Genomic DNA, 26414 nt, shown 5'->3' with positions numbered 1-26414 from the left:
ACAGGTGAGATAGCAGAGCTTATAAAAGGAATTCAGGATGAGACAATGCAGGCTGTAGAGGCTATGCAGAGGGGTACCCAGGATGTAGAAAGGGCGAGCGATCTTGCCAAACGCGCAGACGATGCAATTGCCGAAATGATGAATTCAACCGAAAAGGTGATGATGCAGATAGCGGCAGTACGTGCTGCTTCAGATAAAATGCTGGATGCTACCAATAAGGCCGTTAAGGCAATAGACGGTATAGCATCGGTAACGGAAGAAAATACAGCTCTTACTGAGGAAGTCGCGGCCTCATCGGAACAAACATCGAAGTCGATCAGCGATATATTTAGACAAAGCGAAGAGGCCCTCCTATCAATCCAGGAGATCCGGGACTCGATTGAAGGTGCCAGCGATGCTAACCGCAGAATATCTGATTTTGTCAAGCGCGTTGCGAATATGTCAAGTGAACTTGACAAGCTTGTAGAATCGTTTATCGATAAGAGCACCTAAAGAGTAGAAGCACTATGACGATAAATAAAATAACCCCCGGTGACCATTTTAGTTAGCTGTGCGTAGCTCAAAAAAGGAGGATACTTTGAGTCCGATTCTCATTGTAATGCTAGGGGCTTTGGTTATGCTTGCGGCATTGATAAATGCCCGAAGGCTCATAGCAATAGTTAATAAAACGGAATATGGCGCTAAATGGAAAGGTCTTTTTGCGTTTATGCTGGCTTTTTTGGCTAGCTACATTGCATTTGGGTTCATCCTTTATAAAGATGTTCGCTTAATTGACCCCAATCTCTTGGTAAGTATGGTATTTCTTTTTGGCGGTATATTTGTGTTTTTAGTTGTAGCGCTTAACTATTCAACGTTTAATGGGTTGCTGGTTTTAAAGCAAAAAGAGCTTTTTGCTCAACTTACCGAGACTGCAAGGTCGATTGCCGATTTATCAAAACAACTTGCTCAAGGATCAGATTCAATAAGTTTAACCGCAAGCCAGATATCTGAATCGATATCTGAGATAGCAGGTGATTCAGAGCAGCAAAGTAAATCGACTGGTGAGGTACACAGCTTGGTGGACCAGATTGCAACAGCGATAGACCAGGTATCCAAAGGCGCTATTGAGCAATCCAGGAATGTATCGGATACAACCGGCAGCATGGGTCAGCTGGCAAGCGCTATAGACAAGGTCGCTGAGAATGCAAAGACTGTGCTGAATGTTGTCTCTGATAGCCAGCAAATTGCTTCAAGAGGTCAAGAGGCCGTAGGCGAATCCATGTCGGGTATGGCAAGGATAAGAGCAACGGTCTCTGAATCAGCCAACAAAATACAGACCCTTGGAGAGAAGTCAAAACAAATCGGTGAGATCATAGAAGTAATAGATGACATAGCAGAGCAGACCAATCTACTTGCTCTTAATGCTGCGATAGAGGCAGCAAGAGCAGGAGAGCACGGTAAAGGATTTGCAGTAGTTGCAGATGAGGTAAGAAAACTAGCCGAAAGAAGTGCCCGTGCAACAGGTGAGATAGCAGAGCTTATAAAAGGAATTCAGGATGAGACAATGCAGGCTGTAGAGGCTATGCAGAGGGGTACTTCTGAAGTTGAGGCTGGCTCTGAGCTTGCACATCATGCCGGAACTGCTATTGAAGAGATGATGGGCGCTATTAATAGGGTGTTTTCTGAGATCGCGGAAGTATCCCAGGCGGCTGAGCAGATATCTGCTTCGTCAAATAAAGTGGTGGTGGCAATGGATCAAATTGCAACCATTACTGAGGAAAACACCGCTATTACTGAGGAGGTTGCCGCTTCAGCAGAACAAGTGGTGAATATAGTCGAGTCAATCGCTGAGTTTTCAAAGAACTCGGCCTCTCAGGCTATGCAGATATCGGCCTCCTCGCAAGAGCAATCTGGGTCGGTTCAGGAGATTGCCGCTTCAGTTGCCGAACTTTCGAATATGGCCGACAGGTTATACAAACTTGTTGAGAGATTCCAACTATCGTAGGGGGGTTAAACTATGGGCGAAGAACAAACATTTGAACAAGAACAACTAGTAGTCTTTGAAGTCGGCGATGAGTCCTTCGGTATTGATATATCCCTGGTTCAAGAAATTATAAGGATGCAGCCGATAACCGAGGTTCCTAAGGCACCTATGTATGTCAAAGGCGTAATCAACCTAAGGGGCAAAGTTATTCCGATCATCGATTTAAGGGAAAGGTTTGGTTTCATAACCGGCGAGGAGACGAAAGCTACCCGTATCGTGGTTGTAAACGTCCTCGGAAATACTGTAGGCATGATTGTAGATGCGGTATCTGAAGTATTGCGCCTGCCAACCGATGCCATCGAGCCGCCTTCGACAATTGTTGAAAGCATTGGCTCGCAGTACTTAAAAGGCATAGGAAAGCTTGAAGACAGATTGATCATATTGCTTGACCTGGATAAGCTTCTTATGGAGATGGGCGCAACACCACTTAATAGCTTTACAGAACTTTCCCAAGTAGCTTAAGGCCGAGCGAGTAACTTACAAGAGAAGTAGGAGCAGGAATGGATCTAGTATTTGATGCTTCACCTGAAGATATAAAGTTATTCATACAGGAAGCAGAAGAATTAATCCAACAGCTCGACGAAGATGTCCTTCGCTTGGAAAAAGAGGGACAAAATCCCGAGTTGATTCAGGAAATATTCCGGGCTGCCCATACATTAAAGGGCTCTTCTGGGATGCTAGGCCATGAACGCATGGCTGAGCTTACCCATGCCATGGAGACCCTTTTCGATAAGCTGAGAAAAGGTGAATTAACGGTAACCACCGAGCTTATAGACCTATTTCTGGATTGCCTTGATGCCTTAAAAACACTAAAAGATGAGTGCATAACACTTAAAGCAAGCGATATAGACGTTAAAACTTTAAGCGGGCAAATACTGGCGTTTGCCGGTGGGAAGGATGCTGCCCGGCAGTCAGAAGCAAGCAGCTCGCAAAAGGTTATGAGTGGAGGGGTCAAAGCTGAAAATGTGGGAAATAAGCCTGAGGCCAATGGAGTTGCATTGGCACTTGATGCCGAGGAAATCGACAAGATAAATAGAGCTGAAATAACTGGATCTCAGGCATTTGCCATAAAGGTTACCGTATCCCAAGATTGCGCGATGCCCTCTGTCAGGTTGTATCAGGTTGCAGAAGAACTTCAGGCGTTGGGTCAGATTGTAAAAACCGAACCGGCAATTGAGGCAATCGAGAACGGCGAGTGCGGATCAGATATCGAATTGATTCTTGTTTCAGCTGAGGACCAAAGTAGCATTGAGGGTGTAATCAAGGCGGTATCTGAGCTTTCAAGTTATACAGTCCAATTGTATAAAGTCTCGGATGAACCCGGGCAGGTAGAAGTTTGCGGTTTAGAACCTGGTGCTCAGGCAGTTGAAGATGAAAGAATAGAGGATCTTGGCCCTGAGGCAAGAGGGAAGAGCCAGCAAGAATTAAACCAAATGCGGGCCGCTGCCATGAAAACGGTCAGGGTTGATGTGGAGAGGCTCGATCATCTGATGAACCTGGTCGGCGAGTTGGTTATCGGTAAGACCAGGCTCCTTCAGATCGGCTCCGAACTTGCGGATAACTACCATCTCGGCGATATAAGTGGTTCCTTAAATGAAGTTACCGCACAGATAGGCCAGATTACAAACGAGCTTCAGGAAGAAGTTATGCGGGCAAGAATGCTTCCGATAGAGCAGGTATTTAATAAATTTCCGCGGCTGGTTAGGGATTTAGCCCGCTCAGCCGGAAAGCAGATCAACTTTGTAGTTGAAGGTAAAGAGACCGAGATCGATCGCTCGGTTTTAGAGGAGATAGGCGACCCGCTTATTCATATTTTAAGAAACGCAATTGACCACGGCATCGAGACGCCGGAAGAGCGCAAGAAGGCCGGAAAGCCGGCAGAAGGCAGCATACATCTTGCAGCAAGACATGAGGAGAACCACATCGTAGTTGAAGTATCTGATGATGGTCGGGGCATTGATCCGCAAAAGCTTAAAGATAAAGCATTAGCCAAAGGTCTTATTACACCGGATTCGGCCGAGAAGATGAGCGACCGCGATGCTTACGAGCTCATCTTTCTCTCTGGATTTAGTACCGCTGAGAAAGTATCTGAGATATCAGGCCGCGGTGTAGGTATGGATGTCGTGCGTACCAATATTAAGAAGATCAATGGCTCTGTGGGCATTGAATCAGAAGTTGGTAAGGGAACCAAATTTATTATCAAACTTCCGTTAACTCTTGTTATCGTCGATGCTTTAATAGTTGTCCTTGGCAAAAAATTATATGCGATCCCGCTTAGTATGGTGAAGGAAGTACTTCGTCTCGAGCCGGGAGATATAAAAATGGTCGATAAGCTTGAGACGATCCTGCTTCGCGGAAGTGTATTGCCGCTTCTAAGGTTGAGCGAACTGTTTGGTCAAGGCGGAGCGACTGAGCGTGGCAATAGTAGCGGACTTCATGTTGTAGTGGTTGGCTATGGAGAAACAAAAGTAGGGCTTATAGTAGATCACCTGGTAAGTAAGATGGAGATCATGATAAAAGCGCTTGGCGATTACCTGGGGGATATCGATGGGATATCCGGAGCTACTATCCTCGGCGATGGTAAGGTGGCTCTGGTAGTAGATCCTATCGCTCTTATTGCAAAGGTGGATACCCAGGCATTGGCGAGCCAGATAACCGAATTTGCGGCATAAGGCTTTATTAAGCAAATTCTCAGCCGTTTGAGATTTTAGATAAACGGCGTTAACTATAAATGAGAGGAGATCAACGTGGCGCAAATAAATGGTGGCTTATCACCAAAACAGAAAGAGCTTCTCGAGCGGATCATTAAACTCAGCACCGATAGTTCAGCAGTCGCCCTATCTGAAATGACAAACCGGTCCATCTTTCTGCAGTCACCAAGGCTTGATGTCATCTCTCTTGATGCGATAACAAATATCGCAGGAGGCGCCGAGTCTACCGCTATCAGCGCTTGTTTGACGTTTTCTGGCGAGATTAGCGGAAATATGCTTTTGCTGTTTCCCAGCACCAGCGCATTTAAGCTCATCAATCAGGTATTGCGAGAAGATGGCGAAGGCATTGAAGAGCTAAATGAGATGGCAACCTCAGTTTTGGGAGAGGTAGGTAATTTAGTCAGCTCATACTTCTTAAGCACACTTTCAGACTACGTCGGGATGGACCTGCGTCCATCATCACCGATGGTTGTTCAGGACATGATAGGAGCTATTGTGAGCTCGGCAATTTTAATGCTTGAGAGAGCACCTGAAGAGATTCTCTATATCGAGACAGATATTGCAAACGAAAGTAGCAAGATCGAAGGGTATTTGATGCTATTTACCGATGAAGACTCACTAAGTAAGCTCCTGTACTCAATAGAAGCGAGGTAATTTCGTGCCTGAGACATTCAACGTGGGGATTGGCGAATTAAAGGTATCGAAAGATAAAGAGAGCATAATTGTTACAAGAGGACTTGGTTCTTGCGTAGCTGTTTGCTTATACGATAGTAAGCTAAAGATTGCAGGTATGGCCCATATTATGTTGCCCCAGGATAACGGGAGGGGAGATTCAATGAGCGCAAGATTTGCAGATACCGGCATACCGAGATTACTGGAAGCAATGACTAAAGAAGGGGCCAGTCCTGAGAACATAGTTGCAAAAATAGTTGGTGGCGCACGCATGTTTCAGATGCCGGGCGGTAACAGTCTACTAGAAATAGGAGAACGCAACGTCACGGCGGTCAAAGATGTTCTTGAATCTCTTAAGTTGAAGCTCGTTGCTGCCGATACAGGTAAAGATTACGGTAGAACCGCCGAATTGTCTGTCGCAACCGGAGAACTTCTAGTAAAAGCGATTGGCCACAACACGATTGTTTTATAGGAGGCGGAGGAATGGGCAAGGGTGTCCTAGTAGTTGATGACGCCGCATTTATGCGGATGAAAATTGTAAAGCTTCTAACAGACAACGGCTATAGCATTGTCGGAGAAGCAGGAAACGGCGAAGAGGCTGTATCTAAATATCAGCAACTCAAACCGGACCTTGTAATCATGGATATTACCATGCCGGTTATGGATGGTATTACAGCTATAACCGAGATTAAAAAAGTCGACGATAGCGCTAAAATAATCGTCTGCAGTGCTATGGGTCAGCAAAATATGGTTATCCAGGCGATCAAATCCGGCGCAAAAGACTATGTGCTAAAGCCGTTCCAACCCGACAGGGTTCTTGAGGCAGTCAAAAAGCAAATAGGGTAAACCTTGTTAGGAGGAAACGTAATTGCCTATTAGAGTTCTTGTCGTCGATGACTCGTTTTTCAGCCGCAAACGCTTAATCGATATGCTATCTTCTGACCCTCAGATAGCTGTTATAGACACTGCCCAGGATGGCTTTGAGGCCATTAAAAAAGTAATCGAGCTTCAGCCTGATGTAGTCACGCTGGATATCGAAATGGCCAGGATGGACGGTCTTACCGCTTTAAACCATATAATGAAAGAATGTCCCACTCCGGTTATTATGGTAAGCACCCTAACGGAGGAGGGTTCGGCCGCAACCGCTCAAGCTCTGCTTGAGGGTGCGCTAGACTTTATTCATAAGCCTACCGATTTGACCAGCATAAGTAAGATACAAGATGAACTTATAGCTAAGGTTAAGGTGGCGGCTAAAGCCCGTCTTAAGAAAAAAACCGCTAAAGGCGAAAGCGGCGATATAAGACAGGAACAAGCCTCCAAGATTGCCACGACGAGCGATAAAATCGTGATGATAGGTACGTCTACTGGGGGTCCCAGGGCCCTCATAGAAGTTCTGCCAAGGCTTCCCAAGAACTTTCCGTGGCCGATTGCGGTTGTGCAGCACATGCCGCCCGGCCCATTCATCAAATCTATTGCCCAAAGGCTTAATACTGAATCGAATATACGGGTTGCAGAAGCCCAGGACGGCGACCATCTGGTTCCTGGGACGGCGCTGATGGCTCCCGGAGGATACCACATGCTGATCGAGAAAGGCGGTATTGTAAGGCTCAGCCATGGACCGACCGTTAACTCAGTTAGGCCATCTGTCGATGTGCTTATGAATTCAGGCACTGCTGTTTACGGCCATAATTGTATTGGGGTTATTCTTACCGGGATGGGCCGAGATGGCGCTGACGGTATGGCACAGATTAAAAGAAGAGGTGGGCATACAATTGCAGAGCATGAGTCAACCTGTGTCGTCTATGGCATGCCTAAAGTAGTAATTGATGAGGGAAATGCGGATGTGATCGCCCCATTGGAGCGTATTCCGCAAGAGTTAATGAACATGATCGAGGGGAAGAGCAGCTATGCCAAGCTATGTGGATAGTCCTGAGTATCGCTATTTCGTAGCTAAGGTAAAGGACCTTACAGGTATCGATCTCGGCAACTACAAGCCCTGGCAGATACAGCGCAGGCTTGCCTTTATCATGGGTCAGGCTGGCTCCACTGATTACAGGGAATATGCAGACATGCTGGCTTCCGATGAGGCCAAACTGACAGCCTTTGTAAACTGGGTAACTATCAACGTCTCCGAGTTCTACCGAGATGTCGCAAAATTTAAGGAGCTTGAGGAAAAGATATTGCCGGCTCTTCTGGAAAAGAGCGCCAAGCTAAAAATATGGAGTGCAGGCTGCTCAAACGGGGCAGAGCCCTATACCCTTGCGCTGATTCTTGAGAGCCTAACCCCCGGTGTCGAGCACAAGATCATCGGTACCGATTTAGACAGCCGCATTTTAAAGGTAGCCCGTGACGGTCGGTATCTGGAAAGGGACGTTCGAAACGTACCTAAACCGCTCTTTCAGCGCTTTTTTACTAAAGATGGTGAGAAATTTGTGATAAGTGAAGATATAAGGCGCAGAGTCGAATTTAGAAGGCACGATCTTTTGAGAGACCCCTATGAAGATGGTTTTGATCTAATACTATGTAGAAATGTGGTCATCTACTTTACCAACGAGGCAAAAGATTCGATTTATAGAAGGTTTTGGGCCTCGTTGAAAGATGAAGGGGTCCTCTTCGTGGGTGGTTCAGAAAGTATTTTAAATGCAAGAGAGCTTGGCTTTAAAGTAACAAGCCCATTCTTCTACGTTAAGATTTCTGAAGTTGGAGGATTAGATGTCAAAAAAGCTGGTTAACGAGCTGTTTAAGAAGATAGATGCACTGCCAGCATTTTCTAAAGTGGCAGATAAGGCCATGATAGCCCAAAGAGAAAAGAGTTTTAAAGAGAGTTCTGCAGATACACAGGGCTTTCACGACCCAAGGTTTGCAAAACAGATTCTACAGATGACAAACTTTACAGCGTTTGGGTTTTCAGGGCATAAGGCGGGATTTTTTGAATCCGACGTATTGATGGATGAAGACCTTCTGCGTGGTGTTATGCTGGCTTACTCGGTTCAGGATTTTATGGAAAAAGAGCTCAAAGGCTACGGGTTGCAGAAGGGAGAGCTCTGGCAGCATGCAATGAATTGTGCCCTGTCCTGTTGGATGATCGCTACCAAAACCGACTATCCAGACCTTGAAGCAGCGTTTGTAGCGGGCATGATGCACGACATTGGCAAAGTGCTTTTCGATGAAGTTTTGTTTGAAGAAAAACAAAAATATGCCGATATGGTAAATCAAGAGGGGCTAACTCCCGTGGAGGCAGAGATGGCCATTTTTGGTATTGACCACGCGGAAATCGGTGCGCTAATAGCTGAGAAATGGGATTTTAGCAATAAGATCATTGAAGCGATTAAGTATCACCACCAGCCGGAGAAGGCTGAAAAAGAGCCCGATTTGACAACGATTGTTCATTTAGCTGATTTTATATGCGTTAATTTGAATCTAGGTTTTATGTCGGGAATATCGGCTATAATGCAGTCTTTAGATGATCGGGGTCTAAGTAATGCAGGCTAAGTGTTTTTTTGTAAACGAACGCTTGCAAGGTACGTCCTAGAGCCTGAAGCTCTGGTTGATACGGAGGAAGAAATGGGACAAGACATTGCTCAAAGGATACTGAAAGAGGTAAGAGACCTGCCGCCTTTCTCGGCAATTGCCAATAGGGCGCTAAAACTCACAAACGACCCTCGATCTTCGGCGGTTGATATCAGCAGGGTTATATCATACGACCCAGCATTTACTGCCCGTGTACTGCGTATGGCCAACTCGGCTTACTACGGTTTTGCCCGTAAGGTTACAACGGTTAGTGAAGCCATTGTCATTCTTGGCTATGAGACTTTAAAAAGCGTGGTGCTGGCACTTACCCTGCAGAATTTTTACGATCGGGAAATCAAAGGATATGGCCTGGAGAAGGGTGAGCTATGGAAACATTCCGTGGGTTGTGCACTTGCCGCGCGCTTAATCGCTAATCAGGTTAAGTATCCAAATATTGAGGAAGCCTTTATTGCTGGGCTACTCCATGATGTCGGCAAAGTCCTTCTCAATCTATTTGTTAAAGAAGAGCTTTACCAGATCATAGAGATGGCCGGCTCCCAAGGGCTTTCATTTGCCGAGGCCGAGAAAAGGATTTTGGGGTTTGATCACCAGGAAATAGGGGCAAAAGTGGCAAATAAGTGGAACTTTAACGACAAGATTGTTGAAGCCATCCAGTACCATCACCGTCCTGATAGAGCAAAGAAAGATCCTGATTTAACCGCTATAGTACATGTTGCTGATTTTATCTGCCTGAGTTTAGGTTTAGGGGTAGGAAGCGACGGCATGCTTTACCCGTTAAAGAAAGAAGCTTTGAATCAGCTTAAGCTGGACGAGCCTGAAATAGATAACATAATATTCTCCGCCTACAACATAACCGAGGAGATAGAGAAAATTTTGGCTTAAGTTTTGCCGGGTTTTACCGAGAAAATTAGGAGGAAAGGATAGCTAAAGGATGTTAAAGGTAGAGTTTGTTAATCCGTTTCTCGAGGCAGCGTTCGAGGTCTTTGAGGCGGAGACGCGCTTAAAACTTGAAAAAGGACCTCTGTCGATACAGAAATCTTCGCTGACATCCCAGGAAGTAAGCGTTCTTATCGGGGTTACTGGGGAGATTCATGGTCAGGTGATTTACGGCATGTCGTCGAAAACCGCTAAAAAAATTGCGGCCGAGATGATTGGCAAGGCAGTTCCGCTTATGGATGAGCTTGCCCAGAGTGCGATTTCTGAGCTTGGCAACATGATCACCGGTCTTGCCACTGTTAAATTTGGTGATACATATTCAAACCTTGCCATTACGCCGCCAACACTTATCATCGGCACCAACGTGTTGATTTCCACCGTTGACATCCAGCGGTTATATATTGTCTTAATGAGCGAAATCGGCGATATAGAAGTAAGCATTGCTCTTAAGGAGCAGGTAATATCCGATGAGCTTAAAGTTATGCAGGCAAAGAAGGCCATATAGATAAAACAGGATTTAAAGTAACGAAAGGAGGTGGAAACTTGATAAGAGGTCTTTACGCTTCGGCAATGGGAATGCTGGCTCTGATGAATAAGCAGGACGTTATATCCAATAACCTTGCCAACATAAATACTACTGGATTTAAGAAGGACTATATCTCGATAACGTCGTTCCCAGAGGCTTTGGTCTATGCGCAGGAGAGGCGCGGAGATGCGAACTATACGCAAAAATCCGTTGGCCTTCTTAGCTCAGGGGTTGGGATTGGCGGTACTGGTTTTATCATCAGCAATGGTGCGTTAAGACAGACCGGCGGAACCTTTGACCTTGCACTTACCGGAGAAGGCTTTTTCACTGTTCTTACACCGTCTGGCGAAAGATATACGAGAGACGGTAGCTTTACTAAAGACGGCTTTGACAGGCTGGTAGATCAGGAGGGCAATCTGGTACTGGGCGAGAACGGCGCCATTACCATAACGGGTAGCGAGGTTCACGTTGATGAAGTAGGCAGGGTCTATGTTGACGGAGCCTATACTGATACCCTAAAAATAAGAAACTTCTCTAAAGGAGAGCTAGAGAAGGTCGGAAGCAACACTTTTAAGGCGTTTGCGTCAGGGCAGCGGCCAACCGGTTTTGTCATCAGGCAGGGGTATCTAGAAGGCTCTAATGTCAATGCGACCGATGAGATGGTCGATATGATTGCAACAATCAGGTCGTATGAGGCAAATCAGCGTGTATTGAAGGCTCAGGACGAGCTATTGGGTAGGGCTGTAAACGAAGTTGGCAGAGTTGGTTAAAAAAGAAGCTGGACCGGAAACGGAAGCTTCCTGTGCGCCGAATGACCGAGGCGCAAAAATTCCCAACATCTAGCTCAATTCCAATCGTATACCTATCCATCGTCCGATTGTTTTAAGGATTTAGGAGGGTACATGATCCGATCGCTTTGGACGGCTGCTTCAGGTCTTCAATCGCAGCAGATGGCGGTTGATGGCATAGCTAATAACGTTAGCAATGTTAATACTTCAGGGTTTAAGAAGAATAAGGTACAGTTTCAAGACCTTTTCTATCAGCACGCCAATATTTTAGGAGAGTTTGAGCCCGATAACACAGGCAGGACAGGAATTTCAATTGGTAATGGTGCTAAAATAGCCGGCACTGAGAAGGTTTTTAGCCAGGGCAGGCTTGAGCCGACCGGCAATACTTACGATATTGCCATCGAGGGCGAAGGGTTTTTTAGGGTTCTGCTGCCAGATGGAACCCCAGCCTACACCAGAGACGGCAGCTTTTCAATTAGTCCGTCCGGGCAATTGATAACACCTCAGGGATATCGTTTGGACTCAGGTATTACAATACCCCAGGGGTCAAAAGGTGTAAATATCGCCACCGATGGCGTAGTTTCGGCCATTTTGCCGGGTAGCTCCACACCGCAAGACATCGGCCGGATAACGCTTTTTAAGGCAGAGAATCCGAACGGTTTGCTTTCGATAGGCGAGAACTTATTTGTGCCAAGTGTAGCTGTCGGCAGTATGGTTGAGGTTTATGCAGGTAGCCCGGGGGCAGGAATCCTGCACCAGGGATTTGTTGAAGGGTCAAACGTAGACCTTGCCGACGAGATGACGCAGCTGGTAATCGCCCAACGTGCTTACCAATTTAACGCGCGGGCACTCAATACAGCCGATGAGATGATGGCGATAGCGACAAATATAAGAGGCTAGGAAATTTCGAATTGCAAATGTCGAATTACGAACCTCTGAGATATGGTGCAGCATATAGTGCAGCCCTTTAGAGCCTGCCCCAAGCGAAGTCGAAGGGGCTGCTAAATAGCAGGGCTAAAGCCCTGCACTACGAGCTAGGAGTCCAGAGCTCTAAGCTAAATCGGGTTGGGTTTTGAGGTTTAATAGATTTTGTAGCTCAGGAGAACTGGTGGTTAGTTTAAACCCCAAGACGATAGGAGTCGGCAGGATATGACAGGGCAAGTGGAGAAAATTGTTAAACCTGCCGATAACTATAGGCAAGCGGGGTGAATACTTTGAAGATCTCTAATGAGCAGGTCAGAAAAGTTCTACAGGGATACGTACGGGAGGTCGAAAACAAGAAATCGGCCAAGGCTAAAACTTCGGGCAATAAATCCGAAGGCGTAAAGGCCAAAGGCGATTCACTTGTTATTACTGCCCGAAGTGAGGAGGCTAAAAAGGCAAAAGCAGCATATGCCAAGCTTCCAGAGGTGAGGGCCGATCTGGTTGATGAGCTTAAAGGCAAGATAGAGTCCGGCGATTATGAGGTCTCTAGTAAAGAAGTAGCCGATAAGATTATCCACCGTGCGATTGTAGATAAAATGGTCTAAACACTAATAAGGGTGAGATAATTGAAGGTAGACGCAGCTGCTCTAATCGACATACTAAAGAGCGAGAAGGAAGCATACCAGGACCTTTTGGATCTATCAAAAAAAGAACAAGGTTTAATTGTTGAAGGGGATGCGGAAGGACTCATAGATGTTGTTAGGGCGGAAGAGCGTCTCATGTTTGTTGTTCGTGACCTTGAAGACAGAAGACAGGCTCTTTTGTATGAAGAAGCACCCGATCGCAAACAATCTCCACCCAAATTATCGACGATAGTCAAAAATTTCGATGAGCAGGCAGCCAGCGAGGCTTTAAGGCTCAAAAACGAGATCCTCTTAATTGTAAATGATCTAAGCGAGACCAAGCAAACCAACGGCGAGCTTCTAAAGAGAAGCATAAGCTATGTAAACCATATGCTTATGATGCTGCTGCCGGTTGAGAGCCCAACTTACAGCAACAAACCCAATCCTCAAAGCTCCAGCCCAAGACTATTCGACGGAAGAGCATAAAGAGGTGTATTAAATGGATGGATTATTCGGCATAGAAATAGCGAGGAAAGCACTATCGGCCGCTCAATACGGCATGGATGTTACCTCGCATAACATAGCAAATGCCAACACTCCCGGATATACAAGGCAGAGGGCACTTCTTGGTACGACCACACCATTTCCAGCCCCTTACTGGAATAGGCCCCTTATCCAGGGCCAGCTTGGCACTGGTGTTGAGGTAAAGACAATCGAGAGGATGCGAGACGGATACTTTGACAGCCAGATGAGGCTTGAGGGCCAATCTTTAGGTAGTTGGCAGATAAAAGACAATGCAATGAAGCAGATTGAGACCATATTTAACGAGCCATCTGAGGCGGGCCTTTTAAATATCATGGGTGAGTTTTGGAATGCATGGCAGCAACTCAGTAAGAACCCAGAGAGTTTGTCGATAAGGGCCAATGTGGTTGAGATGGGCCGAACACTTGCAACATCTTTTAACCAGCTGGACGACAAACTATCCCGCCTACAGGACAATTTAAATGAGCAGATAAAGACAAAGGTTGATGACATAAACAATATTGCACAAAGAATCATGGCGTTAAACCAGGATATATTAAGGGTAAAGGCTTATGGTAATCAGCCAAACGATCTTTTAGACCAAAGAGATAATCTAATCGATGAACTCTCAAGACTTGCCGATGTTCAGATTGTTGGCATGGATAACGGTGCCATACAGATATTCTTAGACGGGAGGCTGCTTGTCGGGGAGCATGAGGTAGACCTTTTGCAGGTTACATCAAACCCTTCTAATAATGGATACTATGATGTTGTGTGGGCGGTAGATGGCGCTCAGGTTGGCCTCAACGGTGGCGAGGTAAAGTCGCTCCTCGATACGAGAGATATTACGGTCAACAAGTATAAGGGCAAACTGGATACGCTTGCATCCAATCTGGCAACCGAGGTAAATGCGCTTCATAATGCCGGTTTTGGTTTAGATGGAACGACTGGTTGGAATTTCTTTGATACCACAAATTTGCCGATAACAGCGAAGAATATCACAATAAGCACCGACGTCACTGATTTAAATCACATTGCTGCTGCATCGGCATGGCCGCTTCCAAACGGTGCACCCGGCGATAACTCGAATGCGCTTGCTATCGGTCAGCTAAAGGACAAACTGATTGGCGCTCTAGGCTCGATTACCCTGGATGATTACTACCGCTCAATTGTTACCGACTACGGTATCGAATCCCAGGAAGCCGGCAGGATGGTGACTAACGGTAAGCTTTATTTCGAGTTGATCGAGACGCATCGCCAATCTGTGTCCGGTGTTTCTCTGGATGAGGAAGCGTCAAATATGATCAAGTTCCAGAGAGCTTATCAGGCTGCAGCAAAGGTTGTTGTTGCCTTTGATGAGATGCTTGATGTTCTTATAAACGGTTTGGTTAAGTGGTAGGGTGGTTTAAATGAGGGTAACAAATAATATGCTTCAAAGCACGATACTTAAGAATATAGCGGCCTCTTATGAGCGCTTAGAGAAATACCAGGCTCAGCTATCGACCGGCAAGCTTTATCAAAGGCCCTCGGATAATCCTGCTGCTATAAACCAATCTTTAAATATAAAAGCAAGGCTAAAAGACATGGACCAGCGTTTAAACAATATCAACGACGGTCTTGCTTGGCTAAATACCACCGATGCTGCCCTTAGAAACGCCATAGATGTCTTTCACAGGGTAAGGGAACTTGCTGTAAGGGGTGCAAACAGCACTAATTCACAAAGCGAGCTCAATTCTCTTGCCGCTGAGGTAGACCAGCTGTTGGAAAATATAATCAACATAGCAAACACAACCTATGCTGATAGGTATATTTTTGCAGGTTACCAAACGACCACAGCACCATTTAGCAAAAATATCCCTGGACCACCACCTCCTGAGGTTAACTATAATGGCGATAGTGGAGCTATTAATTACGAGATTGAAAAAGGGGTCAATGTTCAGGTAAACATGAACGGGAATGCGGTGTTTAAAGCCCCGACCGATGTCTTTCAAGTAGTAGCTGACCTTCGTGACCACTTACTTGCCGGCGATTACGGTGCGGTTTCGCAGGATATCGACAGAGTAGATGATGCAATGGAGATGATAACCAATGCGTTAATGGTAGTCGGTGCAAGAGTAAACCGCCTTGAGCTTGCCAAGGACAAGATTGAACAGGATAAGATTAATTTAAGTGGCATCTTAAGCAACATAGAAGATGCTGATATGCTAGATGTTATTATGAAACTTAAGATGGAGGAAAACGTCTACCAGTCGGCACTTATGACCGGTAGTATGGCAATGCAAAAATCGCTGATTGATTTTCTGGATTAGTTATCCAAAGCTGTAGCTAACAGTACTGTTAGAAAGAGCTTAGAAAGAGCGGGTAAAACGGATTGCATGGCAACCTCATAAACTTTATCAACGGGAAGGAGAGTGAAAAGCTACTGGGCAATTTAAAAATTGTCCGTTTAAAGCTTCTAAATCACTATGGCAAATGTTAAGGTAAAGCAGAAGAGTATAATGGAGTTTGCTACAACTCGCTTCGGGCCTGTTGAGGTAAAAGAAGAAAATATAATAAGGTTTATCGATGAGATACCAGGCTTTCCCGATGCGGAGAGGTTTATACTGATACCGCACGCCAAGGGCAGCCCTTTTAGCTGGCTTCAATCCGTTGAGATGCCGGAGGTTGCTTTTGTAGTGACGAACCCTTGGCTGTTTTTTGAAAACTACGAACCAATTATCAGTGAAGCTGATTTGGACAGGATTGAACCGGAGGGTAAGCTGGATGAGAATCTAGTTGTGCTATCGATTCTGACAATACCAGATGACCCACGTAGGATAACGGCCAACTTAAAAGCGCCGATTATAATTAATTCGAGGAACAATACGGCTAAACAAGTAATATTGGCAAATGATAACTATTTTACTAAACATCCGTTGATACCAGATTCACAGGAGCAATAATGCTTGTTTTAACAAGGAAAGTTAATGAGAGTATAACTATAGGTCATGATATCGAGGTCTTCATTGTCGAAATTAAGGATGACCACGTAAAAATCGGTATCAAAGCGCCAAAAGATGTCCCCGTGTACCGCCAGGAAATATATAAATCCATCCTTGAAGAAAACACGCTGGCCGCTGCCGCCTCAAAAGCAGCTCTTGAAAATGCCAGCGAGGTACTCCCGAAATTTGCTCTGAAAAATCCTTAAATTAACTGCAGAAATATTGCTATCTTGTCGATAATATACAAGGAAAAAGAGCGCCTTTTAGTCGCAGCGAAGCTTTTCTCTCAAACCGGCCGGTAGGGAAGGGATTTTGCCAGGCATAAAAGGCAATGGCAAGGAAGCCAAAAACATTTTTCAAGGAGGAGAAAATGGGTTTCACGATTAACACCAACATCGAGGCCATGAACGCTAACCGTAACATGGGCATCACCGCGGCTAGCATGGCCAAGACAATGGAAAGACTATCATCCGGCCTTCGCATCAACCGTGCAGCCGATGACGCAGCCGGTCTTTCCATTTCTGAGAAATTGAGGGGCCAGGTTAACGGTCTTCGCAGGGCCACTGCAAACGCTCAGGACGCTATTTCTCTAATCCAGGTAGCTGAGGGCTCACTCAATGAGACTCACAGCATCCTGCAAAGGATTAGGGAGCTAGCAGTACAGGCTGCTAACGATACCTTAGGTTCACAGGAAAGAGATTCAATTCAGCAAGAGATCGACAGCTTACTTGAAGAGATCGATCGTATTGCAAGTACCACCACCTACGGTGGCGGCATGAAGCTTCTCGACGGTACCCAATCAGCCACTGCCCTTAACTTCCAGATTGGGGCAAACAGTGGCCAGTCAATTGCTGTAACTATTGCTGAGGCCACCGTTTCAGCTCTGTCAATCAGCGGTGTTAGCATTACTTCGCATACCTTAGCCAGCCAGGCTATTGTAAGCATTGACGCAGCTATCAATACAATATCTACCCAGAGAAGCAAACTTGGTGCTATCCAGAACAGGCTGGAGCACACCATCGCAAACCTCGGTGTTAACGCAGAAAACGTTGCAGCCGCCGAGTCCCGTATCCGCGATGCTGATGTTGCCGCTGAGATGGTTAGCTTCACCAGGGCTCAGATCCTTTCACAGTCTGGTATGGCAGCTTTGGCTCAGGCCAACACCAGCCGCCAGATGGTTCTGCAGCTTTTAAGGTAGAAGGGTACCCTTCAGTATTACAACTACTAGCGGCTGGCTTTTCGCCAGCCGCTTTATTGTGCGCTCGGCATGGCCGTAACTTAGTGGTGAGGAACCACTCCTGAGCAAGCTTTATCTCTGCCCAATTTATAAATTCTAAATCCTTAAGATTACCTTGCAACTTGCCGAAAACCTAATCAGGGAAATCCTTAGCAAGGGAGAGTTTATGAACAGCGCAAGGGAGATATTCGACCCTAAGGTCTATTGGGAAAATAGATTGAGCGATTCTTTTAATTTACATGGCGTTGGCTTCAAGGGGTTAGGTAATTCTTTCAATCATTGGTTTTATAAAATAAAGAGAAAAGTTTTCCGCAAGCATATAAAATCTCTTCGACTTAATCTACCAGAGATCAAGGTTTTAGACGTAGGTTCTGGTACTGGCTTTTTTATTGACCTATGGTGTGAATTAGGCGTTAAGCACATTTCAGGTCTTGATATAACAGAGACGGCAGTCTCCAAACTTAGAAAAAAGTATCCCGAAAAAATATTTTTCAGGGCAGATATTAGCGAGGAAAAATACGTATTGAAGGGTCAGCAGTACGATGTTGTCAGTGCTTTTGATGTTCTTTTTCATATCGTAGATGACGATAAGTACAAGAACGCGATAAAAAATATAGCTGACCTTATAAAACCAGGGGGCTACCTTATCTTTTCCGACAACTTTCTTCACGGTGAGACTTTTAGAACACAACACCAAGTCTGCCACACGCTCAATAATATTGAAGAGATATTAGCGAAAGCTGGATTTGACATTATAAAACGAAAACCGATGTGTTATTTTATGAACTACCCAATCGATTCTGAGAAGGTTATCTTTAAAAAAGTGTGGAGCCTGATCCAAAAAAATACCGCACGAGGAGAAAAATATGGAAATCGGATAGGTGCGATACTTTATCCGATTGAGTCGCTCGCAATCAGAATTTTTAGAGAAAGCCCAACAACCGAGATAATGATTTGTAGAAAGAAATAATGGCTTACGTCGTTGCATAGTTGCTAGCATAATAAATTTAATCAATAAATAGTAAGCCACATTCATCTTTGGTAAGCCTTGCTCTTAAGCAAGCCCACCTCCTAACCGGTCCCGTCATAAAATATCTGTAAAAAGATAGCCCTCTGAACTACGATTATGGCATACCAAACCATTGATTGAAGGGAGTCCAGACCTAATGAAAAGGATACTGCCAAGCAATGCATAATCGCTTTGCAGAAAAGGGTGACATATTCCCTTTGCATTGACAAATAGAGAATTCTTTACTTTTACTTATCACTTGCTTAGTATAAACTTGTAGCTAACTCGGTTTAGTCGCTAAAGGTTTTTGTGCGCAGGCCGGATGAATTACTGGTTGCAGCAAAAGATGAAGGATATGATCACGGGGGTCTTAAAGCGTGCCCAGCGATAAACTAACCAGCATAATAATCCTCAGCCATAACCAACTGGAATACACCAAACTCTGTATCGAGAGCATATTTCGCTACACAATTGCACCGTTTGAATTAATACTTGTCGATAATGGCTCAACCGATGGTACGATTGATTATCTTGAATCGGTCTTTGGCGCAAAAGTTATCAAAAATGCAACTAATCAGGGCTTTACTAAGGGATTCAATCAGGGCATTAAGGAAGCCAGAGGTGATTATGTTGTACTGCTTAATAACGACGTTGTTGTTACAGATCATTGGCTAGATAATATGATTGAGTGCCTGGAAAGTGAAGAGAGCATAGGTATTGTCGGACCTCTTTCCAATCACGCTAAAGGTTCCCAAACTATTAGGGCAGATTACGATACCCTGGATGCCATGCATATCTTCGCCAAGGAGTTTAACCGGCAGGGAAGAGAAAAATGGTTTGAAACAGATGATATCGACGCTTTTTGTATGTTGGTGAAGCGCGAAGTAATCGAAAAGGTTGGCCTACTCGATGAAGACTATAACTTAAGCTCATTTGCCGATAGCGATTACTGTATGCGCGCTACAATGGCGGGATATCGTTTAATTTGCGCGGGTAATACATTTGTCTACCACTTTGGTGGCCGTACCTATCTTGGCGATGGGACGAGCTTAGATGAAATAAAAAAACATTCTCAAAAGGACCAGGAGATATTTGATGAGAAATGGGGGATTCAAGGACTCAAGGAACAAGATGATCCTGGTGCTGTAGACATCACAGCAGAGCTTCATGTGGCGCTTTTTACGAAGATGAGATTGGATACCAATTCATTCGAAGCCAATCGCGGTGAGCTGTCAAGACAGTATCATAAAGGGCTTGGATACTATTTCGATGGAAGGGTCACAGAAGCGTTATCAGTATTTAAGAAGCTGCAAGAAAGAATTCCATCTTCCATTTACGTAAAGCAAATGCTGGCTCTAACTCTTATGATGATAGGAAAGTTTGCCGAAGCAGAACCTATTCTTGCAGGTATATTGAAACAGCAACACGGTGATCTGAGCCTCCTGCTTTCCTATGCAGATTGTCTAACCGCTAGTGGTAAGTTTGACGAAGCAGATTCGTATTATAAGAAGGCTCTTGAGGCGCAGCCATCCTGCCTTTCGGCTCGGATGGGTTTACTGATTACCCAAAGAATTAAGGACCAGCCAGAACTGTTGAAATTCATCAACAACCTTGAGGCTTTAACTAACCTGAAAAGCCAGACTGCGAGAGAGCGCAATGAGCATTTTGCTGTGACCTACCTTACGGTAAATCATGGGGTAGGCGGGGGACCAAAAATTATTTTTGAGCACGTAAATCGCTTAAAAGAGCGAGGCCATGATGTGCATGTTGTATCCAACTGGTCACAGCCTGACTGGTTTGACCTTAGAACTAAGGTGATCAAAGTGCCTTTTGGCAAAAATATAACCGATTTTATTCCTCCAGAAAGCGATGTTGTTATTGCTACATTCTGGACGCAAGCACAAGAACTGTTCAAGGTTAAGAGATCTGCCTATGCTCATTTTGCTCAAGGGGACCAATATCTTTTTGAAAAGAACCATGAAAAGCGAACCTCTGGCTACAATCCCGAAATCCAGAGGCTTGCAGACATAAATAATTCGCTTCCCGTACCCTTGTTTGTGGTTTCAGAAGGGATGAGGGAGTTGATACGGGGCTTCTACGACCGGGAGAGCGAAATAATTCCTTGCGCTATTGATCTGGACTTGTTTAAGCCAAGGCGCAGGCGCAAGCGGCAGAGACCAAAATTGTTGATGATTGGTCCAGATGACCTCGCTTTCAAGGGGCTCTACTATATAAATGAAGCCTACCAGAGGATAAAGAAAGAGCGTGATGTTGAGATTGTTTGGGTTTCGCCCAAGCCACGGTCTTCACTGCAGATAAAGTGCGACACATTTGTGCAGAAGCCAAGCCAGGAAGAGCTAGCTAAGATCTATGCCGATTGCGATATTTTTGTTTATGCGTCCATATATGATGCTTTCCCACTACCACCGCTTGAAGCTATGGCAAGCGGAACCCCGCTTGTTGTAACAATAAGTGAAGGCACAAAGAGCTATATAAAAGATGGTGTAAATTGTTTAGCAGTGCCTTTCCGTGATACGGAATCCATCTACGCTGCGGTAAACCACTTGCTTGACAACGACCTTCTGCGCGAGCGGGTGATAAAAGGCGGACTTGAGACGGCGGCTAATTACAACTGGACACGAACAATTGACATACTTGAAGAAAAGCTCTGGAACCTTGCCTTAAACCCGACACCCCCGCTTCTTGCCGTTTTGCCTGAAGAAGCAATAAAGAAGGGAGAGACCCGTACTAACACAGAGAGAGCCACAGATAGAAGAAATCCCTACTACGGCGATATTATCAAGCTGGTGCCGACTGACGCGAAGCGGGTTCTTGATGTGGGTTGCATGACCGGGGTTGCCGGAAGGGCTCTTAAGGACCGTGGCGTGGCCGAGATTGTGGGAATAGAAATTAAGGAAAAAGTTTCTGAGGAAGATAAGCAATATCTTGATAGGGTTGTTGCGTCCAATATCGAAAAAATCGACCTTGATTATCCCGAGAAATATTTTGATTGCATAGTTCTTTTTGATGTGCTTGAGCACCTTTATAACCCGTGGCAGGTTATGGCCGACTTAAGACATTATCTTGCGCCTGATGGCAAGATAATATGCGGTATCTCAAATGTAGGGCATGTTTCTATATTAGCTCAACTGCTTAAAGGCTCATGGAAGTATGAAGACAACGGTATTCTGGATATAACCCACCTAAGATTTTTTACGCTGGAGGGAATCATAGCGCTTTTAAACTCAGCAGGTTTTAAGGTTGAAAACATTGCAACCAAGGCTGCTTATAATCCTGACGAGGCTGACTTCCTTAACAAGCTACATGCAAGTGGGCTGGTATCTGATGAATACTTAAAACATGCGGTCATCCAGTTTTTTGTACTTACTGCAGTACCGATGAGAAACCAAGTTGCTAAGACCCTACCTACTGCTAAGCCGGAAAAGATAGCTAATGTTAAGAAACAACATCGCCAAGAAATGGCGCCTGTGGAACAGTTATCTACTTCCAGGACGGCAGTTGTTCAAGATAGGCCAGCCAGACAAAGACCAAAGCTTTCTCTTGCAATGATAGTCAAGAATGAAGCAGATAACTTAGGGCGATGTCTGAGAAGCATCAGAGATGTGGTTGATGAGATAGTTATCGTTGATACCGGTTCTACGGATAATACCGTAGAGATCGCTGAGGAATTCGGCGCGAAAGTTATCTACTACAAGTGGAAAGACGATTTTGCAGACGCGCGAAATTTGTCCCTTGACCATGCAACTGGTGAGTGGGTAATGTACCTGGATGCCGATGAAGAGCTGGTGCAAGATGATAAAGACTTGCTAAGGCAGTTGCTAGACGATACAGACTTCGAAGGGTTCTTCTTTAATGAGCTTAATTATGTAGGCGATAAAGCAGAGGATGGTGCAGTTGCCCACCTCGCATTTAGGCTTTGGAGGAATAAGCCTGAGTATAGGTTTAAGGGTGCGTTGCATGAGCAAATAGTAGCCACCGTCCAATCTCATAATCCTAAGCTTGGCTACACCAGCATAAGACTCCACCATTACGGTTATTTAAATAAGGCGACCAGGGATAAGGATAAAATCCAGCGCAATTTAAATATCCTTATGAGAGAGGTTGAGAAGTACCCGGATGACCCATTTATCAGGTTTAATCTCGGAGGCGAGTACCTAAGGGTCAGAGACTATGAAAAAGCGTTAGAACAGTATAAGAAGGCTTTTGCTAACCTGTCAAACCTCGACTTGGCTTATGCCTCTTTGTTGATAAAAAATATTGCTATTTGCTTAAGGGAATTGGGCCGATATGATGACGCCCTAAAGGTACTGGTTGACGCTGAGGAGGCGTATCCTGATTACACCGATCTCTTCTTTATTGATGGTTTGGTCCACTTAGATAAGAAAGATTTTACAAGTGCCATAGATAAGTTCAAGAAATGCCTGCAGCTTGGTCCAGCAGGGAAGACCCATATAAGCCAGCCGGGCATGGGTGGCTATATGGCCGCTTATAGTCTTGCCCGAGCATATAGAGCCCTTGGTAATGAGCACGAAGCTCTATTAATGTATAGAAGAGCTCTTGAAGATAACCCGCGGGATTGTATTACACTTGCTGACGTGGGTCTAATGCTTATTCACCGCGAAAATCCAAACGCGTTAAAAAGATTCCTTGAGTCACTTGTCGATATGACGTTTGAAGATACAATCGTGACACTCTCGTTCATCTTTAATCAGGCGGGCCAGTACGATATTAGCCTTAATTATCTCAATAGGCTTGCAAAGAAAAGTACAAATCCTGCTAAGGTTGCACTGCTGCGGGGAGAGTGCTTGTTAAATCTAAACCGTTATCAAGAAGCCGTAGCCGAGCTTGAGAAAATTCCAGAATCAAGCCAGCATTATCCGTTGGCTGCGCTTAATAAGACCCTTTGCTATACTCTTATGGGTGGTTATAAGAGCGCGTCAGAATTGCTAGATTCCATAACAGGCTATAAGGATTACGGTCTTATCCGCGACTTGTATTTAGCTTTTGTGGATCTATTGCGCGGTAATCCTGTATCTCTGCAGGTAAAAGCCAAGCAAAGGGAACAAGCTCAGCGCATTGTTGCAGACTTCTTACGAAAAGTCCTTCAGCTACAAGAGTTCGATGTCTTTGAAAAGGCTATTGAATTGTTAAAGCAAATCGGTTTCTCGCTGGGGGAGAGTAACCTATTGCTTGGGAAGATTTACTACGATGTCGGCTACAACGAGATGGCAGTTGAAGCGTTAATTCGTGCCTATGAAAACAACTGTGCTGACGGGGAGGCGTTTTTTATCTTGGGACGCACCGCTTTTGAGAATGCATTTTACGAAGAAGCAAAGACGTTTCTTACCGAAGCATTAAATAGGGGAATAGAGGAAATTTCCCTCTATATATCTTTAGCGCGTACCCTTATTAAGCTTGGGGAAGTAAACCATGCGTTAGAGATACTTGATGCTGGAGCTAAGAAATACCCAGAATCGCCGCTTATCGCTGAAATAAGGAGGAGCATTAGTATTTTAGTTTAATGCGTTTTTGAAAGCTAGCTGGCCTGCAGCCCACAGACTTTGGAAAAGTGCTTTTCGATAGTTTTTCGATAGACCTCTTCAAGCCTATCGGCCATTTTTTCCAAGGAGAAATTACTAACGGCTTTTTCCCTTGCTCTTTGGCCCATCTTTTCTCTTAAGGCCCTATCTTTAATTAGTAGGCGAAGCGATTCAGCCAGTGCATAGACGTTCTCTGGCGGGCAGAGAATTCCATTGGTCATGTGGTCGACTTGTTCCTTCATGCCACCTATCCTAGTAACTATAGGAGCGCAGCCGCATGCCATGGCCTCGATTACACTAAAGGGAAAGTTCTCGGCGCGTGATGGCTGCACGAAGATATCGTAATGCGGCAACTCTGCTGCTAGAGCTTCCCTTGATACCTCACCCCTAAAGGTAACCGGCAACTGATTTGAGCGCACGATATTTTCTAATTTAACCTTTTGCGGTCCTGATCCGAACATCGTAACCTCAAATTCGAGCCCCTGTTCTTTGAGGATAACCAGTGCGTGCATTAAAATGTCATAGCCTTTGTGGTCATGCAATCTTCCTGAGGCCGCTATCCTTACTGGGCTACCTGGATTGTTCTTTCTCTCAGCTGGGCTGAATAAGTCGGTGTCAACGCCATTGAAGATTACCTCAAGCTTTTCTTCTGGAATAGGAGGCAAGTTCTCATCCATCGATCGCGAAACGGCGATAACACTTGTCGGGCAAGAGATGGCATATTCGTCGTATTGCCTGAAAATTTGCGCTGCCTCATAATTGGCTACCAATCCCTCACAGATAACGTCGCTGACATAGCAGCCATGGATGGTTCCAACGAGCGGTACATCAGGCCTTATCTTTTGTGCCGCGTAACTTGTGACTGCTTGCTGGGAATGGATAATATCGTAGGACCCGTTCCCGAGGTATTCAAGAACCCTCATGCATTCGTATTTAGAGGATTCGATACTTGCAAGCAGGGGATGCTGGTTTCCAAGTAATTCGACGTATTGTCTTCGGGCCCCAACTATCTTGGCTATGACGTCCTCAGGCAGCAGCCTGATATCAGAGTGATACAAGCAATTAATGCTGTGGCCTCTATCCTGGAGGATTTTAGTTATGGTTCTTATATATGTGCCGGCACCTCCCTCGGAGGCATTTCGCTCACCTAGCGCAAATATCAGGATTCTCATCTTCTACCCCACCAAGCACGGTTTTTATACGAGCCTTAGACCAATATGTTGTCCTAGCTTTTTTAGGTTATCCATCGCATCATAGTAATGCGGTGAGAATTCAAGTGCTTTCATGAAATGATTGAATGCTTCTTCTAGCTGACCCATCTGCATGGCTGCCTCACCAATATAATTCTCGATTACATGGTCGCGGGTATTGCAGGAGTTAAGCAGCTCTACCGTCATCTGAGGTTGACCATTAACCAGACCTATCATGGCCCGTGTAAAAAGGTTGCCGTCGATGCTACTGACCAGATTTGCCGCTCTTTCGAACCAGGCCTCGGCCTCAGGCATTTTACACCGGCGTGCCATGAACAGGCCGATAAGTGCGCACGCCTTTGCCATGCTGTCGCTAGCACTGCCATTTTCCCAGTTAAGCTCAGGGAAGAATTCCTCAAAGCCATGGGAATTTAAGAATTTTCTAACGTGTACTATATCTAAATCTGCGAAATTGGCTTGAACTGTAAGGTTATTGGAGTGTCGCCGGTATAATACTAATGGCTCAGGGATATGCACTGAATCCCAGTTACGGCTAAGTTGAAATACCATATCGGAATCTGTTCCTATGCGAAGGCTAGTGTCATATTTAAATCCCTCGATCATCTTGCGGCGAAGCATCATGCTGGGATTGTTAAAGGGTGTTCCTATCTTGAGGAATAGACGAAGGAGACGCTCTTTGCTGATGTTTCGAGATTGCCAATAACTTATCGGTTGATTTAAATCATTGATCAAAAGCATATCTGAATGAGTAAAACCAATCGATGGGGAAGTGAACTGGCGTTTTAGTACTTCAAGGCGAATTGGCAGAGAGACGTCATCTGCATCCTGCCATACTATGAATTCTCCCTTTGCGTGCTCAAGAGCGGTATTTCTTGCCGCAGCCTCACCGGCATTCTCCTGCTTTACATATACAATACGTGGGTCGGAGTAGGAGAGTATGATATCCTCGCTATTATCCGTTGACCCATCGTTTACTATGATTAGCTCAAAATTGGCCTCTGTCTGGTTTAAGATGCTCTCAATAATTCTCTTAAGAATTCTGCCGCATTGTATACCGGCATTATTGCGCTGATCACTATAGCCGCTCCTTCCACCTATATTATTTATCTATTGCAATGTCTGTTGACTGTGCTTCCGGTTAATAGAATCAAACTAATCT

General features: G+C 45.1%; 25 protein-coding genes. 23 read left to right on the top strand and 2 right to left on the bottom strand.

Annotation, left to right across the window (positions count from 1 at the left end; translation table 11 throughout):
* From K6T91_00895 to K6T91_00785, 23 genes are all read left to right on the top strand, one after another.
* The coding region (locus tag K6T91_00895) for a hypothetical protein (GenBank protein MCL6471359.1) at positions 1-492 on the top strand (492 nt) is incomplete at its 5' end.
* A gap of 85 nt (positions 493-577) precedes the next feature.
* A complete protein-coding gene (locus K6T91_00890; protein MCL6471358.1) occupies positions 578-1984 on the top strand; it encodes a methyl-accepting chemotaxis protein in 1407 nt (468 codons plus the stop codon).
* A 12-nt stretch (positions 1985-1996) separates the two neighbouring features.
* Positions 1997-2485, top strand: coding sequence for a chemotaxis protein CheW (locus tag K6T91_00885; GenBank protein MCL6471357.1), 489 nt, complete (start codon positions 1997-1999; stop codon positions 2483-2485).
* Positions 2486-2523: 38 nt separating this feature from the next.
* Entirely contained in the window at positions 2524-4695 is a 2172-nt protein-coding gene (locus K6T91_00880; protein ID MCL6471356.1) for a chemotaxis protein CheA, read from the top strand.
* A gap of 75 nt (positions 4696-4770) precedes the next feature.
* Complete coding sequence (locus tag K6T91_00875; GenBank protein MCL6471355.1) at positions 4771-5388, top strand: chemotaxis protein CheX; 618 nt, start codon at positions 4771-4773, stop codon at positions 5386-5388.
* Between the two features lie 4 nt (positions 5389-5392).
* The gene (locus K6T91_00870) at positions 5393-5878 is read left to right on the top strand and encodes a chemotaxis protein CheD (GenBank protein MCL6471354.1); all 486 of its coding nucleotides are present in this window, start codon (positions 5393-5395) and stop codon (positions 5876-5878) included.
* 11 nt (positions 5879-5889) lie between these two features.
* Positions 5890-6252: a response regulator gene (locus tag K6T91_00865; protein ID MCL6471353.1), complete on the top strand. Its 363-nt coding sequence runs from the start codon at positions 5890-5892 to the stop codon at positions 6250-6252.
* A 22-nt stretch (positions 6253-6274) separates the two neighbouring features.
* On the top strand, positions 6275-7333 hold the full coding sequence (locus K6T91_00860; GenBank protein ID MCL6471352.1) for a chemotaxis response regulator protein-glutamate methylesterase: 1059 nt from the start codon (positions 6275-6277) through the stop codon (positions 7331-7333).
* On the top strand, positions 7314-8138 hold the full coding sequence (locus tag K6T91_00855; protein MCL6471351.1) for a protein-glutamate O-methyltransferase CheR: 825 nt from the start codon (positions 7314-7316) through the stop codon (positions 8136-8138). The genes K6T91_00860 and K6T91_00855 overlap by 20 nt, the downstream gene beginning before the upstream one ends.
* A complete protein-coding gene (locus K6T91_00850) occupies positions 8119-8898 on the top strand; it encodes an HDOD domain-containing protein (GenBank protein MCL6471350.1) in 780 nt (259 codons plus the stop codon). Before K6T91_00855 ends, K6T91_00850 begins: the two co-directional genes overlap by 20 nt.
* The gene (locus K6T91_00845) at positions 8899-9819 is read left to right on the top strand and encodes an HDOD domain-containing protein (protein ID MCL6471349.1); all 921 of its coding nucleotides are present in this window, start codon (positions 8899-8901) and stop codon (positions 9817-9819) included.
* A gap of 49 nt (positions 9820-9868) precedes the next feature.
* The gene (locus K6T91_00840; protein ID MCL6471348.1) at positions 9869-10378 is read left to right on the top strand and encodes a chemotaxis protein CheX; all 510 of its coding nucleotides are present in this window, start codon (positions 9869-9871) and stop codon (positions 10376-10378) included.
* 38 nt (positions 10379-10416) lie between these two features.
* On the top strand, positions 10417-11169 hold the full coding sequence (gene flgF / locus K6T91_00835) for a flagellar basal-body rod protein FlgF (protein MCL6471347.1): 753 nt from the start codon (positions 10417-10419) through the stop codon (positions 11167-11169).
* Positions 11170-11301: 132 nt separating this feature from the next.
* Positions 11302-12087: a flagellar basal-body rod protein FlgG gene (flgG, locus tag K6T91_00830; protein MCL6471346.1), complete on the top strand. Its 786-nt coding sequence runs from the start codon at positions 11302-11304 to the stop codon at positions 12085-12087.
* Between the two features lie 314 nt (positions 12088-12401).
* Positions 12402-12716 carry a flagellar biosynthesis anti-sigma factor FlgM gene (gene flgM / locus K6T91_00825; protein ID MCL6471345.1) on the top strand — a complete coding sequence of 105 codons (315 nt, stop codon included), beginning with the start codon at positions 12402-12404 and terminating at the stop codon, positions 12714-12716.
* A 21-nt stretch (positions 12717-12737) separates the two neighbouring features.
* Positions 12738-13220: a flagellar protein FlgN gene (locus tag K6T91_00820; GenBank protein ID MCL6471344.1), complete on the top strand. Its 483-nt coding sequence runs from the start codon at positions 12738-12740 to the stop codon at positions 13218-13220.
* Between the two features lie 13 nt (positions 13221-13233).
* Complete coding sequence (flgK, locus tag K6T91_00815; GenBank protein ID MCL6471343.1) at positions 13234-14655, top strand: flagellar hook-associated protein FlgK; 1422 nt, start codon at positions 13234-13236, stop codon at positions 14653-14655.
* Positions 14656-14665: 10 nt separating this feature from the next.
* Positions 14666-15565: a flagellar hook-associated protein FlgL gene (gene flgL / locus K6T91_00810; protein ID MCL6471342.1), complete on the top strand. Its 900-nt coding sequence runs from the start codon at positions 14666-14668 to the stop codon at positions 15563-15565.
* 189 nt (positions 15566-15754) lie between these two features.
* Complete coding sequence (locus K6T91_00805; GenBank protein ID MCL6471341.1) at positions 15755-16198, top strand: flagellar assembly protein FliW; 444 nt, start codon at positions 15755-15757, stop codon at positions 16196-16198.
* Complete coding sequence (csrA, locus tag K6T91_00800; GenBank protein MCL6471340.1) at positions 16198-16443, top strand: carbon storage regulator CsrA; 246 nt, start codon at positions 16198-16200, stop codon at positions 16441-16443. The genes K6T91_00805 and csrA overlap by 1 nt, the downstream gene beginning before the upstream one ends.
* 164 nt (positions 16444-16607) lie before the next feature.
* Positions 16608-17435, top strand: coding sequence for a flagellin FliC (locus K6T91_00795; GenBank protein MCL6471339.1), 828 nt, complete (start codon positions 16608-16610; stop codon positions 17433-17435).
* Positions 17436-17640: 205 nt separating this feature from the next.
* Positions 17641-18444 carry a class I SAM-dependent methyltransferase gene (locus K6T91_00790; GenBank protein ID MCL6471338.1) on the top strand — a complete coding sequence of 268 codons (804 nt, stop codon included), beginning with the start codon at positions 17641-17643 and terminating at the stop codon, positions 18442-18444.
* A 416-nt stretch (positions 18445-18860) separates the two neighbouring features.
* A complete protein-coding gene (locus tag K6T91_00785) occupies positions 18861-24026 on the top strand; it encodes a glycosyltransferase (protein MCL6471337.1) in 5166 nt (1721 codons plus the stop codon).
* 14 nt (positions 24027-24040) lie between these two features.
* On the opposite strand, the gene K6T91_00780 is transcribed toward K6T91_00785, so the two are convergent.
* Together K6T91_00780 and K6T91_00775 are read right to left on the bottom strand one after the other, a co-directional pair.
* A complete protein-coding gene (locus K6T91_00780) occupies positions 24041-25216 on the bottom strand; it encodes a glycosyltransferase family 4 protein (protein ID MCL6471336.1) in 1176 nt (391 codons plus the stop codon).
* Positions 25217-25240: 24 nt separating this feature from the next.
* Positions 25241-26362 (bottom strand): glycosyltransferase, encoded by a 1122-nt coding sequence (locus K6T91_00775; GenBank protein ID MCL6471335.1) that lies wholly within the window; start codon positions 26360-26362, stop codon positions 25241-25243.
* Positions 26363-26414: the final 52 nt, after the last annotated feature.

The sequence above is a fragment of the Bacillota bacterium genome (assembly GCA_023511485.1).
Lineage (GTDB): Bacteria > Actinomycetota > Aquicultoria > Aquicultorales > Aquicultoraceae > CADDYS01.
The sequence above is the reverse complement of the archived record's forward strand: the minus strand, read 5'-3'. Positions and strand labels throughout refer to the sequence as shown.